The organism is Streptomyces albidochromogenes (assembly GCF_005981925.1).
Taxonomy (GTDB): Bacteria; Actinomycetota; Actinomycetes; order Streptomycetales; family Streptomycetaceae; genus Streptomyces; species Streptomyces albidochromogenes.
The window spans coordinates 1-17,712 of sequence record NZ_VBVX01000126.1 but is presented as its reverse complement, the minus strand read 5'-3'; the positions used below and the strand labels follow the sequence as shown (position 1 = coordinate 17,712).

The following is a 17,712-nucleotide window of genomic DNA, read 5'->3' as shown; positions in this document are numbered from 1 at the left end:
CACGCCGACGCCCCGAGCCCGCTGAGCGCCGCCCATCAGGGTGTCCGGACGGCGGCCCCTGAGCCCCCACGCCCGGGGACGCCGTCGTATCCCGGCCGAGAGCCGACAGCCGCACGTTGCCGACGGCACCTGCCGCGTCGCTTCACGCACCGCCAGTGGACGACAGCCCCAAGAGCCCCGTCCGGTTCGCGCTCTACGTTTCCGGGACCAAGCTGCTGAACCTCGCAGTATGGCCCAGACAGAGGAGCAACCGCGCCGGCTGAATCGCGCGCAAGTACCCTGCCCACACTGCGGATTGCCGCAGGACAGGGTCCTGACGCTGGAGCAGGACTGGGTCCTGCTGGAGCCGGACATGACCCCTCCGGCCCATGTGGTCCCCGCTGACCACCGGTGGATCGAACTCTCCGACGGACGCGCAACCGTCTACGGCGTATGCCCACCGGACCCGTCCCAACGGTGCCGCATCCCGCACCACTTGGCGTGCTCCGCACGACCTCTGCCGGACCTGTGGCCGTGGCTGACAACGCTCCGAGCCGAAAACGCAAGAAGAACAGAACGGCAGCCGACCCCACAGCCACCAGAGTCCCCAGGTGAATGGCCAACTGCCGGATGACGCACCCTGCCCGCAACCGAAGGCTGACCCGGGCAGGGCGCCCGGAGAACCTTCTCCCGTCCTCACGCGCAGGCGTCGCCGACAGTCGGCCCGAGGCCGTCGGAAGGTTCTCTGGAGAGCGGGCCTTCCGGGGAGTCGGCCCGGTGACTGGTGGCGTCAGAACTTCTCGACGTAGTAGAGGTCGCTCCAGTCATCCCGGTTCATGGCTGTATCCCACTTGGACCGGACCATGGTGCCGTCGAGGAACTGCCCGGCCGGGCGCTCCTGCGGGACTTGCTCGTCGAGGAGAGCTGTCACATCGTCGTGAAGGCCGGAGACGAAACCGTTTCGCGCTCGTTCCACCCGTTCGACCACGGAGCGGAGCACACCGACGCGAAGCCCGACCGGGTCGTAATGTGCGACAACGAAGTCACCGTTCACCCTCTTGGGCCCGCCTGCCTCCAGCACGGTCAGGAACGGCTCGTAATAGGCCTGGATGAATCTGTCCGGGGTGACTCCCAGATCAATCGCATCCGGTTCCAATTCCGGGGGGTCGATCGCAAGAACAGCCAAGGGCTCCGAGTCGTCACTGAGCTTGGGGAAATGCGCGGCACATCCGAAGGCGAAGTCGGGCTTGACACCACCAATCGACTTGATGGTGCCCTTCTGCGCGATCATGGTTTGCTCGAGCTTCCAATCCACCGTTCCGGACCGCCCCTTGGCCTCCGCCACGACCCATCCGCCGGCCAGCTTCTCCCCGAACAGATCCGCGCGTTTCTTGCTGGAGTTGTCGAACACGATCCCGTGCCGACCGGCATATCGGTCGACATGCATGAGGAACCTGACGGAGAGGACCCTCTCGCTGAAGATGCCCGTCATGGCCTGCCCCAGCGCGTAGGACAGGGCGACCTTCTCCGAGCGGTCGAGCTCACGGGCCAAGTCTGAACGCATCAGCCTGCCATCCGGCGCCATGCGCAGGTAGGCCGGAACCAGGGCCACGCGGTGCAGCCACTCGAAGAAGGACGCCGCGCCGTGACCCGCCCTGTCCGCGGGTGCTCGCCCTGTGACGAACAAGGCGTGCGCGAGATCGTCTGCCGGGAACGTCATACGATCCGTTCGGTGGCGCACCACGTTCGGCGGAAAGCGTTTCGCCGTGTACCAGACGCTGAATTCAGGTCGCCGTACCACTTCGCAGCCTTCCTCCCCCTCGCCCGCTCGGCGTGGACGATCCGAGCAGCAAGCCGCCCGATTCTAGGCGACCCAAGGCCCGTCGAGACGCACACACCCGCCCACGCCATACGCCGGCCCATCCCCGTGGGTGAATCTCAGGCCCGTCCACGTGGAACAGGAACCGTGGCGGTCGTCGTCCACCGGCAGGTCGAAGTTCTCCCGAAACGCCCGCAGTGTTCTCGCGTCTGCCCACGAAGCCCGCCCGCCGCCTGCGCCGGATCACCTCCTGCATCGACATCCTCGCCCGCGCCACCCCGCCCCTCGCCTGGCCCCGCTGTCGCGCGCCTGGGCGGTCGCGAGGTGAACGGCCGCCGTATTCGATGAAACGTCCGCATCTCGTAACGGGGCTCCTGCGGTGCACAACCTTCACTCGAGATGGTCTGTCTCCCGTTACGTCACACACGTTCCGCACAGGAGGCACAGTGCCCCGCCGCACTCTCACCGCCGCGATCGCCGTCACCGCGCTCGCGCCCCCCCTCGCGCTCTTCGCCACCTCCGGCACGGCGTCGGCCGCGCCCGTGCCGCCCCGCACGCCGATGACCGACTTCAACCACGACGGACACGCCGACCTCGCGGTCGCGGCGCCCTTCGGCACCGTCGGCGGCGTGGAGAAGGCCGGTTACATCTCGGTCGTGTACGGCACCGCCTCCGGGCCCGCGACGGCGCGCCATCAGATGATCAGCCGGGCCACGCCCGGCGTCCCCGGCGACCTCCAGGGCAGCTTCGCCTTCGGTGCCCAGACGCTCCCCGGTGACCTCGACGGCGACTCCTACACCGACCTGCTCGTGGTCGGCGGCGGCGACGACGACGGCCAACCGACGGTGCTGTGGGGCTCCAAGGACGGCCTGACCGGCCAGAACACCGTTCTGCCGTACCACCCCTCCGAGTTCGCCCTGGGCGACTTCAACGGCGACGGCAAGCGCGACCTCGTCGTGAACTCCGACCCGAGCGACGACCCGAACTACTCCGGGATGACGATTCAGTACGGGCCCTTCACCCGGGACGGCAAGACGCGCACCCGCGACAGCATCACCACGGACGACAGCGGCAACTCGGGCCTGCGCTCCTTCATCACCGGTGACATGACGGGCGACGGCGTCGACGACATCGTCACCACGCACGGCTTTGAGGAGATGCAGCACGAGGCCCACTTCTGGAAGGGGTCGAGGACCGGCGTCAGCCACACCTCGAAGTACCTCGGCACGGCGTACAGCGGCACCGTCGGCGATGTCGACGGCGACGGCTACGGCGACCTGATCACCCGCGACAACGGCCACCTCACCGAGGACGTCGACCACCGGCCGGGCAGCATCACCATCCAGTACGGCGGCTCCACCGGGCCGAGCAGCACGCGCAAGAAGGTCATCACCCAGGCCACCGCGGGGGTTCCGGGGGCGAGCGAGGCGAACGACGCCTTCGGAGCGTCCCTCAGCGCCGGTGACGTGAACGGCGACGGCAAGGCGGAGGTCGCGGTCGGCGTTCCCGGCGAGAGCCTCGAGGCCGCCACCGGTACCGGCGCGGTGATCCTGCTCAAGGGCGCGTCCCAGGCCGCCGGCGGCATGACGGGCAAGGGCGCGATCGCCTACAACCAGTCCACCGCGGGCGTGCCCGGCGTCTCCGAATCGGGCGACGACTTCGGCCGCCAGGTGAGCCTCTCCGACCTGAACAAGGACGGCAAGGCGGATCTGACCGCGACGGCCCCCGGCGAGGACGGTGCCTTCGCCGACTCGGGCGCCCTGTGGAACCTCTACGGCTCCGCGACCGGCCTGACCACGACGGGTGCCGGCACGCTCAGCCCCGTGAAGCTCGGCACCCCCGAGAAGGACGCCAAGTTCGGCCACACGCTCGGCGGCTGACCCCCTTCCCCTCTCTCGCCCTCTGTCTAGCGTGCGCGGCGCCGCCGGCGCGGCCGAGGCCGAGCCGGCGGCGAGCTGTTCGGCAGCCAGGTCCTTCTGTCGGACACCAACAAGGACGGCAAGGCCGACCTGACGGCGACGGCGCCCCTGGAGGACGGCACCTACGCCGACTCCGGCGCCGCCTGGCACCTGCGGGGCGCGGCCGGCGGCCTGACGGTCACCGGCATCACGTCGTTAGGCCCCAAGGCGCTCAACGCGCTGGAGAAGGGCGTCATGACCGTCCCTTCGGGACAGCCCGAGCGGCGGTGGCGAGTCATAGGGCACGAGGCCCCCACGCGCCACCGCCTCCCGGAAGGGGCCCCGCCCGGCCCGTCGGCCTCCCGGCCCGCGCTCAGTCCACCAGCGGCAGCAGCTGGGGAAGCTGCCCGTCCGAGGCGGTGGGCCTTAGGAAGACAGACTGTTACCTGCCTGAGAGGGTGGGGGGACCCTCACGCTCAAGGAGACCCGATCGGTCTCGGGCAAGAAGTGGACCGACTCGGGCAAGCGGCACGACAAGAGGGGGCTCAAGTCCCGCGAGGCCAAGACAGATCGGCCGGTTCCCATTCCTCCGCCGACTAGTCGCGATGCTCCGCGAGCACATGGAGGAGGTCGGGTCGGCAAAGGACGGCCGAGACCTCGCAAACGAGCGGGGCCCGGCATACCTGTCCACAGACAGTCCACGACGGTGAGCTCCGGGACTCAGTGTTTCGAGGATGTCGGGCAGGGCTACGACGTCAGGCCCCGATCGATCGACGTCACAACCGTGAGCGCTGCTGACCGCCGTCGCCGTCCGCGTTCGTTGTCGTCAGCGTTGCAGTCATCACCTTCATACGTGCTGGCGAGCTGACCACCGCTTGAGGGAGTTCGTTCGATGACCGCTCGCATCACTCGTTCTGGCGCGCTCCTTATGCGCATTGCGCGCATGATGCCCAAAATTGACACACGATGTGTTGCGTCTTCTTCCTTGGGAGTGAAAGACCATGCCGACGTTTGTCACCTTGCTGAACTGGACCGATCAGGGGATCCGGACCTACAAGGACACCCCGCAGCGCGCCGAGGCCTTCGCCGCAGCGGCACAGAAGCTCGGGGCGAAGCTCCTGAACATCTACTGGACTGTCGGTTCGTACGACATCGTGGCCGTCGTAGAGGCGCCCGACGACGAGACCGCCACTGCGATGCTCCTGCAGGTCGGCGGGTTGGGCAACGTCCGTACCACGACCCTGCGGGCCTTCGGCCGGGAGGAGATGGACCGCATCATCGCCAAAGCCACTGGCTGAGGACTTTCAGATCGACAACCTGTTACGCGAGTGCCAGTGACACGCTCACGGCGGTACGTTCCGAGGCCCTGGACCTGTCCGGGGGTATCGCCATGACGTGGCCGACCTGCGTCGATGCGCCAAGATCGTGTCCACGAATAGTCCACAGGTCCTGACATAGGGCTGCGTACGGCGGCTGTTGGCTGCGCATACGCGAAGACCCCGTTCTCAGCGAAAGCGCTGGGCGGGGTCTTTGGGCACTTCCTGCGAAGTGCCCCCGGCAGGATTCGAACCTGCGCACACGGCTCCGGAGGGGCCCTTCGCTTCGCCGAGTTATGCCTGGCCACCGGCCTACAAACGGTTCAGTTGCAGGCCACTTGGCCACGAATGGTCCACAGCTCCGGAGGTCGCTGGGTGCTCAGGCGAGGGAGCAGGACACGGCCCCACACGTGGTGGATCAGATGGGCCGAATCCACAGATGCCACAAACCACCTGACCACCGCTTCAGGAGAGACGGAGTTTCTCAACCTCGGTGTGTGGGGCCCTCATTGCTGGTCAGCCCTACTGCTTGATGCTGTGCGCCGTGGGCGATCGTCTCACTCGTCGACGCCCTGGTCGCCCTCACTTTCGACCTCGTTGCTGTCGATCTCGGCTGCGGCGCTGACGGATGTGTGCGCCTCACGCCAGTCTCCGGGGTCTATCGAGACGCCGAACGCTGCGTTCTCCTCGATAAAGGCGTCCGGTCGATAGACCACGGGTCGATCATCCGTGTCCCTCTTGGTAGGGAGAGACCAGATGACCTTGTACTTGCGGTTCCGCAGGGCCGCCAGAGCACGGTCTCGGTCGCGGCCCGCAGGCATGAGCGAGACCGCGATGCCTTCCTTGACACGGTTCTGGATTTCTTGGCGTGTCAGGGTGCGATTGCATAGGTAACGTGCGGAGCGAGGGCGGCCGGGATGCATTGTGTCCCAGTAGGACTTTGGGTTTGTGCGTGCACTGCCGGCGGGATTCGCCCCGAATCCGGTGAGCAGCGTGTTCCACAGGACCGGGCTGTAGGCGCGCAGAAGGGCCCGTTCGCCCAATACGATCCACACGTCGTCCAGCAGTAGGTAGCGCACGTCGAAGTCGGTGACTGACAAGTTGTCCGCTTCATCGATGCTGGTCCGATGCTTCTCTATCCGCTTGTGCAGCTTTGGCTTTCGCTCACTCGGCGGGTCACCGTAGTTGCTGTTCCCCGCTTCCGCCTTGCCTACGTAGAGCGGCACCTGGGTGCCCCTCAGATGCGCATAGAGCGGCAGATCGCCCCTGTAGTAGAGCGCATACAGGCCTGCCCCGTTGAACGACCGGAGATCGGCCAGTGCCACCTTTGGCTGGTTCTCCAGCGCACCGCGCAAATTTTCGCTCAGCTGACCGAGGCCTAGAGGGTTGAACCGCCCGTGTGCGTCGCCGGCGAACTGGTGCGGACTCGAGATCGACATTGTAAGGATCCTTGAGATCGATAGGGCGGTTGCCATGTGGCAGTGGCGTAGGTTTTTCCTTTGTCTCAAATCTCTGGGAGCTGACGGACTGCCCAGTGGCGCTGAAAGATCGTCAGACCTAATCATGGCGCCCGTCCATAAATTTGCACGGGCGCCCCCTCATGACCTAGGGGCACGACGCGCGTGGAGTCGAGGGATAACGTGCACGTCTATGCAGAGCGTTGTCCGGACAGGCCGCTGCTTTCGTCAGACGTGCAACTCCTGATCGAGCGGGTCATTATCAATGCCCTAGGCGTCAGGAAGAGGAAGGCCGGGAAGTAGTAGCGGCTCGTCCTCGGTCCTGTCCGGCTCATTCCAGTGGCGGAGGATGCGAGCTGCGGATTCCTCTGCAGATTGTCTGCTCGGGGTGGGCAATCGGTCCGGAGACGACCACGGTCGGCCCGGATGCAGCTCATCCCATGGAGAACGGCGCTGATTTCCTCTGCCGCTTCCTGGCGCGTGGTTACCGAAGCCGTCTACCAAGGTGTTCCACACTGGACGGAACTGGCGGATCATAAGCTGTTCCGCCAAGGATACAAAGAAGTCCACCGCGACGAGATACCGGACGCGGAAGTGCTCAGCATCCAAGTCGCAGGCCTGCTCTAGCGACGCCCGATGCTGATTTATACGTTCCCAAAGTGGCGCTTCCGCCTTATCGGGGATAGCCAGACCCTTACGCCCTCCCTTATGGACCGCCTTACCCACGTAGATAGGTGTGCGACATTCGTCCGAGATCGGCCCATAGAGTTCGTGATCCCCTACGTAGTAGATCGCGTAAATCCCGGCGCCGTACATCGCCCGCACGCCCGTAATGGGCTCTGGTTCCATCCGTAGCATCTGGGCCTCGACGCTCCGTCCGAGGTTCTCCAGTTTGAGCGGGTCATACGGCTCGGGGTGTGTTGCGAACTGCCTCCAGCTGCCCCGCGTGCCCCTCGCGCTTCCCTGCGGCTCCACTGTGTCGTTGGACACGCCGTTGCCCCTCCCCTGTTGGCGTCACCCGCTGCGGAGATCACCTTAACGAGTGGGTTTGCCGAGGTGAGCAACACTTTTCGACATGCGCAACTCATGATCGACAACTCCGCGGTATGCTTTGGCCATGTCTGATCAGGGAAAACGAAAGCCTACCGACAGGACGTCAGTTGAACTCTTCGCTGGCGGGGGCGGACTGGCGATGGCCGTTCATAATGCGGGTTTCCGACCGCTCCTGGTCAATGAGTTCGCGACGCGAGCCCTGGAGACACTGATCGAGAACGGGGCGACGCGTCGTGACCCCGAGGACACTTCCATGCCTGAGCCGGGCAGGGGCCGCCCGGGACTCCGTGCCGCCGGCTGGCCTCTGGTGCCGGGCGACGTGCGAGGCATCCCTTCCTTCGAGTTCCTGAGGGACGCTGAGGTGGACATCTTGGCGGGTGGGCCGCCCTGCCAGCCATTCAGCCTCGGAGGCGTGGCCAAGGGCGACGAGGATGAGCGGAACATGTTTCCGGAGATGTTTCGGGCCATCCGCGAGATGCGACCCAAGGCAGTAATCTGCGAGAACGTGCGCGGCCTGCTCCGACGAACCTTCGAGCCGTACTTCGAGTACATCAAGCGGGAAATGAGTCTCCCTTTCGTGCAGCGCGCGCAGGGAGCCACCTGGGAGGACCACGACGAGGTCCTGCGAAAATTGCTGGAAGGCGGTTCAGTAGACCCCTCCGAGCGATATGACGTCGTCCACATCCCGGTGAACGCGGCTGACTATGGTGTGCCGCAGATTCGCCAACGCGTGATCATCGTCGCGTTCCGTGCTGATCTCAATGTGAAGTGGGAGAACCACAAGCCGGAACCCGAGTACTCGGAGGCGGCCTTGGTCCACTCCATGCACGACGGAACCTACTGGAAGCGGTACGGCGACGTTCCGGGCATTGACGTAGTCCGCGAACGCGTCATGACTAACCTGCCCCCCGCCTCGCTGCCAGACGACAAGAAGCCATGGCGCACTCTGCGGGATGCTATCGCCGGTATCGACGAGAACGAGGGCCGGCCCCTGCCTCCGGTGCCCGTGGATGCCGTCCGCAAAAAGCTTGTGGTTGACGATATCCCCGACCACAAGGGATGGCCGGGCGCCCGTGTGTATACCGGGCACACTCCGAACGAACTTGACCGCCCCGCCAAGACTGTTAAGGCCGGGGTGCATGGTGTCCCCGGCGGTGAGTCGGTGATGCGCCTCGACGACCCCACCTTCGACGGCAGCGGATACCGGTACATGACTGTCCGGGAGACCGCTCGAGTGATGACCTTTCCCGACGACTGGGTCCTCGCCGGGCCTCGCGGTGAGATGATGCGCCAGCTTGGCAACGCGGTCCCAGTACGGCTCGGAGAGGTTTTTGCCAACGCCGTTCGCGCGGCGCTCGACGACGCCGAGGGGCGGGAGTGACCGAGGCGGACGGGACCCAACACGGTTGGAGTGACCGTCTCCCACCTGACCGGGCTTGGAAGCCGCGGTCAGGCGTATCTCGTGCGGCCCGCTCCGTCGAACAGGACCGGGCCGCTGGGGGGCGTCACCGCCGTGTCGTAGCCCTCGACGGGGGGAAGAGGGCGACCGGCTCCATTGCCTTCCGCGTGTACAGCCGAACTCGCCGTATCCGCGCGTATCTTCGTTGGTCAGAGCAGGGCCGCACGCGTGAACGCTATGTGGGGGAAGTCGACGGCCCATCCAGGGCCGCCAATCTCGCTCAAGCCTGGACGATGGCCCGTGCGGCCGGCTTTGTGCGTGACGAAACCTTGCCTGTGGACTCGAAGGCCACGTCGACGGCCGTCCGTGCGGTCATGACAGCCAACAAGGGCCGCGACACCAAACCAGAGCTACTCCTTCGCTCAATCCTCTATCGCCGCGGCCTTCGCTATCGTGTCAACGCCCGGCCGATCCCAAATCTAAGGCGCACGGCTGATCTCGTCTTTGTAAAGGCACGCGTCGCCGTGTTCGTGGACGGGTGCTATTGGCATGGCTGCCCCGATCACTATCGTCCTGCGATGAAGCGTTCACGCTTCTGGCAAGAAAAGATCCAAGGCAACCAAGCCCGTGACGCTGACACGAACCAAAGACTGCGCGAGCAAGGTTGGTCAGTGGTACGTGTATGGGAACACGAGAATCCCGACTCAGCCGCCGAAAAAATCATCGGAGTGCTCGAGAGGCGATCAACCCTACCCCCGCACGGCTCCAATTATTGATCCGATGTCTGGCACGTGATCAGGTCAAAGTGTCCGCATTTAGGATCCCTGGCGGCTTTCTTTGTATCCGGAGTTGCAATAGGGATGGGTGAGTTGGCCATTGCTGGGCGCCCCAGTGCCGCCATCTTCCTTTCTGACCTTGTGATCGACCGTTGCCGATCGGAAGAGCAGACGACCCTGGCAGATCTCGCACTTTGGGGAGTTATTTAGCGCAGACTTCAGGACAATCGAATTCTTTGTCTCCGCAGAGAAATTGCGGCCATGTGTGCGATCATCGTCTGAGACCAGCTTCACGTGGGAGCGCAGAAGTGCGTGATTCTGCAGTGCGGAGATAGTCTCTTCTTCTGTGGCGCCTTGGTCGAGTGCGTGGAATAGCGTTCTGTACATTTCGAGGATTGGAGTGACGGAGCGCTGCATGCTGCCGTAGTGGCGCACAATTTGATTAAGGAAGTATTTGTATGTGACCAGAAAATTCTCAAAAACGGCACGGTTTTTGGTGAACCTGATCAGTTGGCGTTTTTCCACCAGCTCCTGCACGAAGGATACTGCCGCCAAGAAAGCTGCCGGCTGGAACCTTCCGGTAGCACTATAGAAGTAGACTGCCGGGTGGAGACCGAGGGATGCGGGCTCGTTACCAGCAATCTTCCCTGCCGACTTCTTGACCGCTCGCATGAACTCGAGTGTGACTGTCCCGTCAGTATCGTCGGCCAGGCGTCTCACTTCTTCTTGAGTGGCGCTCCGCCTTTTCTTCTGCACCTCATCGCGCCACATGTCTGGCTGTAGTGCGTTTACGAAGTTAACAAGTTCGAAAACCATTTTGACGCTGTCTGCGGAGTACCCCCTTCCCGCGACTGGGAGATCGGAAGATCGAATGGAGAGTTCTAGGTTAGGTCGGAAGATCAAGTCATATACGCCCTTCGCGATCGACTCGATTTCGTTTTGAACGGACTGGTCGAACTGCGACCAGTACTTGTGGCCTGTCCCGGCGCGAATGAACGCGCGCGCCGCGAGGGCGTTCGGCTTGCGGCGCGCCTTGATCATGTCCAGTTCCGTGCTGTCAATCGGCGTCGCCTGCTGATTGATTCTAAAGAACGAGCTCTCTGCCTTCTCGGCTTCACCATTGACCCACTGCAGATGGATTGCTGTGGCGCTGAGGTTTTTTGCGAGCTGCAGTTTTTCTTTGGAGGCTGTGTCGGGATTCATAAGAGCAAGCTTGAGGTCGCTGTACGAGCCAACGTTGCCGTGGATTAGCTTACGCGTTGTGTCTGCGGCTTTTTGTTGTTCGGCGGGAATGGTGCTATCGAAGAAGCGCATGGAAGTGTGACTGTCACCGTAGTCATCCTGAACCCAGGCGATGAGGGCGCTCAGTCTATGTGCTCCGTCGATTACAAAGATGTTGCCGCTAACATTTGATCGCCATAGAATGATGGACGGGATCAGGTCGCCTTCTAGGAAGCTGCCAACCAGAGCTGCGATCTTGTCTGGAGTCCAATTTGCTGTTTCCCTTTGAAAATCGGGCTTGCGGAGAACGTTGTAGATAAAGCTTTCTTTTTCCAAGTCCGTAATCTTCAAAGTTGCGCTGAGGATCGACGGCTGAGTGGCTGGCTCGGAGGTCGCTGTCTCGAAGTCCTCTCGGGGGATAAGCGCATCAAGGTTGGCCATATGTGTTGCCATGGTTCGCTCCGAAGGTCTTTCTGCCGCTGGAATGACGAGCCCGGCATGGGCTGACGGTGTGTAAGCCTAGCTGGATCACGAACTGCGGGGATGGGGTTTGGGGAGTGCGGACTGCCTAAGGGGTGCGCGAGAACCGAATGGGCGCCAGCCCTGCCGATTCAGGGCTCCCTGTGGTGGGCGGCCTACGCCGGTCGGTGACAGTGGCTTGCGGGATCGACGTAGGTCTGCAGCCGTGTGCGTTCGAACGTTCAAAGGCGAACAGATCGCAAATCGACTGGGCCTCCCCGCTAGCTGCACCGCCCCACCTTGCCCAGGTCGGCTGCTCGGGTTTGGCCGGTGTCCTGCCCGGTTTGGGGTCGAGCATGATCAGGGGGCCGTACGCTTGCCGGCTACTCGGGCAGGCTTCACCCCTGCCCGCAATGTGTCCGAGTGGCCCCCTGGTCTTGCTCGACGCGGGACCCGAACCGGGGAGGTGGGTAAAGCCGTGGAGCCGACCGTCCCACCCTCGGCCTTGTATTTCGCCCCTTATGGGCGCGGGCGGGCGACGGCGCCGCAGCCCCGGTGACGTAGGCATGGAGGGGCAGCGGTGCCGGCGTCCGGCCGGCGCCGCCGCGCTGTGCGCGGCACCTCTTATCTCTGCATCAGACAGCATCGCTGTTCAGGAGGCCGGGAAAGCAGACGCCTCAAGCGTCAACTGTGGTGTTCTCCCTAGCTTCCACCGCGGTGCCCGGTGCTGGTCGCCCCCGTGCTCGTGCTGCCTTCCGAGGCCAGTCTCGATGGTCTGGGCTGAGGTGCGCCGCCTCTGAGCCGTCCATGCATCGGCTCGCTGCCCGAACCGTGGTCGGGCAGCGAGCGAAGCGAGCTACTTGATGAAGTAGGGAAACTCTGTCCGCGCGGTGCTGATCGTCTCCTGTCGGCCGTCAGCGTCGGCGGCTACGCTGGTGCGGGCCAGTTCATGAGACAGGGAGAGTGCTACGGGGATGGGACCGAAGTCGGCGCGGGTATACCGCACGATTCGTGAGTGGATCGCAGCAGGGAAGTATCCGGCCGGCGCGAAGCTCCCCTCCGAGCGAGCCCTGTCGGATGAGTTGGAGATCGGGCGCACGCAACTTCGGCAGGTGCTGGCGAAGCTAGTTGCAGAGCGCGTGATCGAAGTGCATGGGCGCAGTTCCTACCGTGTCCCCTCACAAGTGGCGAGCGTCAACTCCCCAGGTGAGCTGGAGCCGTGGCAGATCCATGGTGAGCGGACTGTGTACGACAACCGGTGGGTCAAGCTTGCCCTTGTCGATGTAGAGCCGCCTGGGGTCGAACGCTTCGAGCATCACGTGGTGCGGCTGCACCATGTCGCGATCACGGCAGTGCTGGATGACCAGGACCGAGTGCTCATGCTCTGGCGGTACCGCTTCGTTCCGGATGCCTGGGGCTGGGAGCTGCCTGGCGGCATTGTGGATGAAGGTGAAGACGCCGCCACAACCGCTCTGCGTGAGTTCGAAGAAGAGACGGGCTGGCGCCCGGACTCGCTTCAGCATGTCGTCACCTATCAGCCGATGGTGGGCATGGTCGACTCGCCGCATGAGATCTACGTCGGTCGCGGAGCTACGCACATCGGTGAGCCCACGGACATCGAGGAAGCTGGCCACGTCGCGTGGGTGCCCCTCGCTGACATTCCCGCATTGATGGCGCGTGGCGAACTGATGGGCTCGGGGACCTTGGTCGCGCTACTCCACCTCCTGGCCACCCGAGGCAAGGGCGCTTCTACAGCTCCTGCGTAAGCTGCTCGATTCGGCGGCGATGACGTACCGAGCCGGTGCGATTGGCCAGCATTCGGGCCTGCCGTACGTGGTCCTGCGCTTGGTCGAACTCACCACGAGCCATGTGTGCTTGAGCCAGGTCGCAACGCAGGCCGGCTGTAGCGCGAATGAACGTGGGATCCAGAGCATCTAGCGCTGTGTAGAGGTCGCGGACCGCGTCGTCATCGCCCAAAAGCGCTAGTGCGTTCCCTCGCCAGCGCGCCAGATGGCCGTGATTGAGGAAGATGCTGAGCATGTCGGGATCGCGTGCCTCCTCGCCCTCAGGCAAGCATGTCGCAGCACGTTCGAGAGCCCTTCGGCAGTCTTCTGCGAGTCCGGCTTTCGCGGCTATTTCTGCCTCAGCCGCATGGAGCCACGCTCGGAGTCTCGGTGAGATTCGTTGACCACCTACCTGCTGCGCGCTTCGCACAAGCTCGACCGCAGTCGCAGGTCGGCCTGCATCGCAGAGGACATAAGCCTGCTCCGCGGTGGCATGCGCCAGGTACATGGGCTCATCGGCCTCCTGGGCAGCTCGTTTACCTAACTCGTAGTGCCGCCATGCCCGCTCAACTGCTCCGGTGTCGAGAGCTTGCCAGGCTGCAAGTGTCGCGGCGCCGGCCAAGGCTCGGGCGACAGGGCGCCGTGTTTCTGGAAGCACAGCGAACGTCAGTGCGTCTTCCAAGGTGGCGAGATGGCCAGCCATCTGATCGACCAGACTTGCCGCTCCCATCTGGCGATCGACGGTGCGGAGTAGCTCAGTCTGGTTCATGAAGGTGTCGACCATGGTGAGACTGACGCTGCGCGCAGAATCGATGCGGCTGATGAGCTCGGCATAGCCGCCGACCGCTGGGGGAACTGCTGAAGCAGCGTGCCGGCCGAAGAGCTCATCGTCAGTGACACCGAGAACGGGGCGAAGGATCTTCGCGTACCGCTCGCTGATGGAGCGCTTGCCATTCTCCCATTCTGAGACATAAACGCGCAGGCTGGCAGCCGAGCCAACGTCGAGCATGTGCCTTCGCGCGTATTGCTCGATCTCGTGTATGAGTCGCGCTTGCGACCACTCCCGGGCGTTCCTGGCCTCTCTCAGTCGGTTGAACACTGCACCGCTCCCTGTGCACGGGCCGTTGACGCCTTCCAGCATGCCTCACGTTGCCGCAGGTCGGTCGGGGTTAACAGCTCCGTTAACCATGCGCCGTGAACATCTGCTGGCTACCGCATGGTTGGACGGCGCGGTTCTCTAGGAGTGTCGCAGAAAGGCGAGTTGGACGGCCGGACCGCGACGAACGCTTGACATCTGGTGCGCACCAGATGCAACCTGTTGGTGCGCACCAGTTGGGAGCACGAAGAGCCCCAACGGCCTCCGCCGTCAGGGCTCCCATCAATGCATGGAGCGGCGTCCAACCGCCAAGTAGTCCGCCGCTCCCGCCCCTCAGACAAGGGAGTTCAATTATGCGCCAGATCCCCGTGGACACCGCTGTGATGACCGTGATGCTGATCCAGGCCCCGGAGCCGAAGGTGAAGAACCGGGAGACCGGTGAGGTCGCGGTCGACAAGCAGTCGGGTAAGACTCTGTTCAACGTGAACGTGGCTGTGATCGTGGACGGTCGTCCCGACGCGGTGACGATCGTGGTCGCTGAGGACGGTGTCCAGCCGGACCTGGTCCCCGGTATGCCGGTGGCTCTGCCTGGCCTGGTCGCCCGGCCGTGGGAGAACGACTTCGGTCACGGGATCAGTTTCCGTGCGAGCGCTGTGATGGCTCAGCAGATCCCGGCGGCGTCGAGCACCAAGGGCTGATCGCGGTGACCGATCTGCTGCTGTTCATCGGAGCGTTAGCCCTCTTCGCGGTCATCGCTCGGGCCAAGGCCCCGGCCGTGTACTGGGCGCTGTTCGGCCTTCCGGCCGCTCTCTACCGGATCTTCTCCACCTACCGGCCGACGCTGGAAGCCTGTGAGCTGACGGTGGCCCCGGCATGGTGGCGGGTGTTCGCCAACAAGGTGGCTGGCGCCGATGTGCTCCGGCCCGGCATCCCCAGGATTCGCGGGATCTACCCGACCACCACAGGGCTGCGGCTGAGGATGCGCCTGGCTGCCGGCCTGGCACCGGAGCACGTGGAAGCGTCGGCGGAACGCCTGCGCCATGCCTGGGCCGTCCACTCGGTTCACGTCTCAGAGATCCAGCCCGGCGTCATCGAACTGCGCATGACCGGCTTCGACATCCTCGGACGGGTGCGAATGCCGCGTCGCCTGGCCGCTGGTCCACTGTCCGTCGTGGTCGGCCTGCGAGAGGACGGCCTGCCCTTCGTGCGGGACTACCAGGACATCCCCCACGCCCTGACCCTGGGCGCGAACAAGTCCGGCAAGTCGATGTACCAGCGCTGCCTCATCGCCGGACTCGCACCGCAGAACGTCGCCCTGGTCGGCATCGACTGCAAGCGCGGCGTCGAGCAGAGTCCTTTCGCCCCGCGCTTCTCCGCCCTGGCGACGACCCCGGATCGGGCGGACGGGCTGCTGGACGCGCTCGTGGCGGAGATGGAGGACCGCTTCGACCTGCTGTGCCTGCACCAGGGCATCACGCCGGGCACCCCTCTGGAAGACATCACCTCCGACATCTGGGGCCTGCCCAAGCACCTGCGCCCCGTCCCCATCGTGGTGCTGCTCGATGAGATCGCGGAGCTGTTCCTGGTGGCCTCCAAGGTCGACAGTGCCCGCCGGGACCGCATGGTGACCCAGCTCGTGCGGCTGGCTCAGCTCGCCCGTGCGGTCGGCATCTACCTGGAGATCTGCGGGCAGCGCTTCGGCTCGGAGCTCGGCAAGGGCGCCACTGCCCTGCGTGCTCAGCTCACCGGCCGTGTGGTGCACCGCTGCAATGACAAGCAGACCGCCGAAATGGGCCTGGGCGACATTAACGACCTGGCCGTGCACGCCGCGACCGCCATCACCGCCAACCGGCCCGGCACCGCGATCGCCGGGGACGCCTCCGGTGGCTGGTCCCGCATCCGCACCCCGCACAAGAAGCTGGGTCAAGTCGCCGCAGTCTGTGCCGAGTTCGCTCATCTGACCCCGGACATCCCGGCCCTCGCCCCGTTCCGCCCGTCGTCGGCGGCTCCTGTCGAGGCTTCGGTACCGGCCCCGGTTGTCACCCCGTAGGACCCGATCAATCCCTGGTTGGCGTGACCGTCTCGCGCCGTGTCCCTACCCCGCCATGCCTGAAGGAGCCACCCCATGGCCACTACCCGCAAGCCCACCGGCCGGCGGGCCGCCGCCAAGAAGCCGCCCCCGTGCCCGGACTGCAAGAACGCCGGACAGGTCTCCGAAGCCTTCAAGGTCGGCAGCCGCACCAAGCACGACAGCGACGACCGGCAGGAAGCCCTGTGCCTGACCTGCCTCGGCACCGGCCAGGCCCCCACCGACTAGCACCCGCCAAGGCCGGGCGGCCGGAACTGTGAGCCCCGCCCGGCCCTGGCACCAACCCCTCAAGGAAGGAGAACCGCGATGCGCCCCTCGATCCGCATGGACGCCGTACTCGTACAGGCCGTGATCGCCGGTGCCCTGTCCTTCGCCCACCTCCACGACATCGCGGAAGCCGCCGGACAGGACGGCTGGAAAGCCTGGGCCTACCCCGTCAGCGTGGACCTGCTGCTCGTCGCCTCCTGGCGGCGGCTGCGCAACCTGCGTACGGCAGGAGACCCGACCCGCGCCGCGTGGACCTGGTTCACCGTCGCCCTGGTCGCATCGCTCGGGGCGAACGTGGCCACCGCGGGGCTTCTCGACCTGAACGACGTTCCCGCGTGGCTGCGGATCCTGGTCGCCGGCTGGCCCGCACTCGCCTTCCTCGGCGGCACCCTCCTCGTCCACACCCCTACCGCCCGGCCAGCCGACGAGCCCACCGCACCCGCAGTCGAGATCGACCGTGACGAGCCCGCGCAGGTCCTGTCGCCCGAGGCCGAGCCCGAGCCTGCCGAGGAGATCACGGCACCCGAGCTTGAGCCCGCCCCGGCCCCGCCGCCCGCCGTTGCGGTGCCTGCTCCGCTGCTGGAGCACGCCCGCAAGGTCGCCGCCGCGCACCGCTCCACCACCGGCACGCCGATCGACGCCGACACCCTGCGCGCCCGCCTCGGTGTCCCTGTGCCTATGGCTGAGGCCATCGCCCTCCAACTCGCCTGAAAGGACAGCTCCGGTGACCGTCTCCCTGCCGTTCGTCTTCGTCCTGGCCCTGGTCGCGTGGTTCGCGGTCAAGACCCTCCACATCCGCCCCTGGCTCGTCGTGGTCCTGGTCCTCCTGGGCTTCTACCTCCAGGACACGTTCCTCGGTCCCGCGATCGACTCCAGCACCCGCACCGGGGTCGACGTCATCAACGACACCACCAAGTGACCCGAAAGGAAGATCCGCGATGTTCAAGCCCAAGTACCCGGCCCCCGACACCTACCCGGCGGAGTTCGACAAGGCGTTCGGCGCGCTGCTCGGCGTACGCGAGCCACTGCGCCGCTCGGACGCGTACCGCCACGACCTCACCGACCTCGGCCGTCAGGCCCTCGCCCACCGCTCCTGGCA

The 17,712-nt window shown here is 65.0% G+C and carries 17 protein-coding genes and 1 pseudogene; 13 read left to right on the top strand and 5 right to left on the bottom strand.

The features are described 5' to 3' along the window. The first annotated feature begins 229 nt into the window (after positions 1-229). Complete coding sequence (locus E2E34_RS36515; protein WP_138902921.1) at positions 230-613, top strand: DUF6083 domain-containing protein; 384 nt, start codon at positions 230-232, stop codon at positions 611-613. A gap of 156 nt (positions 614-769) precedes the next feature. Here the strand turns inward: E2E34_RS36515 and E2E34_RS17885 are convergent, their stop codons facing one another. After that, positions 770-1,699 carry a hypothetical protein gene (locus E2E34_RS17885; RefSeq protein ID WP_138902920.1) on the bottom strand — a complete coding sequence of 310 codons (930 nt, stop codon included), beginning with the start codon at positions 1,697-1,699 and terminating at the stop codon, positions 770-772. Positions 1,700-2,244: 545 nt separating this feature from the next. Here E2E34_RS17885 and E2E34_RS17880 point away from each other — a divergent pair. The 3 genes from E2E34_RS17880 to E2E34_RS17865 all read left to right on the top strand — a co-directional run bounded on the left by E2E34_RS17880 (position 2,245) and on the right by E2E34_RS17865 (position 4,994). Next, positions 2,245-3,678 carry an FG-GAP-like repeat-containing protein gene (locus E2E34_RS17880; RefSeq protein ID WP_244315830.1) on the top strand — a complete coding sequence of 478 codons (1,434 nt, stop codon included), beginning with the start codon at positions 2,245-2,247 and terminating at the stop codon, positions 3,676-3,678. Between the two features lie 75 nt (positions 3,679-3,753). Then, positions 3,754-4,296, top strand: a complete 543-nt coding sequence (locus tag E2E34_RS37460) for an FG-GAP repeat protein (RefSeq protein ID WP_425573384.1) — start codon at positions 3,754-3,756, stop codon at positions 4,294-4,296. Positions 4,297-4,697: 401 nt separating this feature from the next. After that, positions 4,698-4,994 carry a GYD domain-containing protein gene (locus E2E34_RS17865; RefSeq protein ID WP_138902918.1) on the top strand — a complete coding sequence of 99 codons (297 nt, stop codon included), beginning with the start codon at positions 4,698-4,700 and terminating at the stop codon, positions 4,992-4,994. A 575-nt stretch (positions 4,995-5,569) separates the two neighbouring features. On the opposite strand, the gene E2E34_RS17860 is transcribed toward E2E34_RS17865, so the two are convergent. Next, on the bottom strand, positions 5,570-6,451 hold the full coding sequence (locus E2E34_RS17860; RefSeq protein WP_167518309.1) for an Eco29kI family restriction endonuclease: 882 nt from the start codon (positions 6,449-6,451) through the stop codon (positions 5,570-5,572). 288 nt (positions 6,452-6,739) lie between these two features. After that, positions 6,740-7,285, bottom strand: a complete 546-nt coding sequence (locus E2E34_RS17855) for an Eco29kI family restriction endonuclease (protein WP_138902924.1) — start codon at positions 7,283-7,285, stop codon at positions 6,740-6,742. Positions 7,286-7,586: 301 nt separating this feature from the next. Between E2E34_RS17855 and E2E34_RS17850 the strand changes: the two genes are divergently transcribed. After that, on the top strand, positions 7,587-8,903 hold the full coding sequence (locus tag E2E34_RS17850; RefSeq protein ID WP_208765270.1) for a DNA cytosine methyltransferase: 1,317 nt from the start codon (positions 7,587-7,589) through the stop codon (positions 8,901-8,903). 185 nt (positions 8,904-9,088) lie between these two features. Next, a complete protein-coding gene (locus E2E34_RS17845; protein ID WP_244315828.1) occupies positions 9,089-9,697 on the top strand; it encodes a very short patch repair endonuclease in 609 nt (202 codons plus the stop codon). Positions 9,698-9,736: 39 nt separating this feature from the next. On the opposite strand, the gene E2E34_RS17840 is transcribed toward E2E34_RS17845, so the two are convergent. Then, positions 9,737-11,359 (bottom strand): HNH endonuclease family protein, encoded by a 1,623-nt coding sequence (locus E2E34_RS17840; protein ID WP_244315826.1) that lies wholly within the window; start codon positions 11,357-11,359, stop codon positions 9,737-9,739. 992 nt (positions 11,360-12,351) lie between these two features. On the opposite strand from E2E34_RS17840, the gene E2E34_RS17835 reads away from it, so the two are divergent. After that, a complete protein-coding gene (locus E2E34_RS17835) occupies positions 12,352-13,143 on the top strand; it encodes an NUDIX domain-containing protein (protein ID WP_138902915.1) in 792 nt (263 codons plus the stop codon). On the opposite strand, the gene E2E34_RS17830 is transcribed toward E2E34_RS17835, so the two are convergent. Further along, entirely contained in the window at positions 13,127-14,170 is a 1,044-nt protein-coding gene (locus E2E34_RS17830; protein ID WP_208765271.1) for an NsdA family TPR-like regulatory protein, read from the bottom strand. The genes E2E34_RS17835 and E2E34_RS17830 overlap by 17 nt on opposite strands. 440 nt (positions 14,171-14,610) lie before the next feature. Here E2E34_RS17830 and E2E34_RS17825 point away from each other — a divergent pair, with 440 nt between their 5' ends. The 6 genes and pseudogenes from E2E34_RS17825 to E2E34_RS17800 form a co-directional block, all read left to right on the top strand. Then, positions 14,611-14,955, top strand: a complete 345-nt coding sequence (locus E2E34_RS17825) for an SCO3933 family regulatory protein (RefSeq protein ID WP_138902913.1) — start codon at positions 14,611-14,613, stop codon at positions 14,953-14,955. Between the two features lie 5 nt (positions 14,956-14,960). After that, positions 14,961-16,307: an FtsK/SpoIIIE domain-containing protein gene (locus E2E34_RS17820; protein ID WP_138902912.1), complete on the top strand. Its 1,347-nt coding sequence runs from the start codon at positions 14,961-14,963 to the stop codon at positions 16,305-16,307. Between the two features lie 75 nt (positions 16,308-16,382). Continuing rightward, the gene (locus tag E2E34_RS17815) at positions 16,383-16,574 is read left to right on the top strand and encodes a hypothetical protein (protein WP_138902911.1); all 192 of its coding nucleotides are present in this window, start codon (positions 16,383-16,385) and stop codon (positions 16,572-16,574) included. 78 nt (positions 16,575-16,652) lie between these two features. Next, positions 16,653-17,324, top strand: coding sequence for a DUF2637 domain-containing protein (locus E2E34_RS17810; RefSeq protein ID WP_138902910.1), 672 nt, complete (start codon positions 16,653-16,655; stop codon positions 17,322-17,324). Between the two features lie 13 nt (positions 17,325-17,337). Continuing rightward, positions 17,338-17,532 (top strand): hypothetical protein, encoded by a 195-nt coding sequence (locus E2E34_RS17805; RefSeq protein ID WP_138902909.1) that lies wholly within the window; start codon positions 17,338-17,340, stop codon positions 17,530-17,532. 37 nt (positions 17,533-17,569) lie between these two features. After that, positions 17,570-17,712, top strand: a pseudogene (locus E2E34_RS17800) (alpha-N-acetylglucosaminidase C-terminal domain-containing protein); the annotation flags it as partial.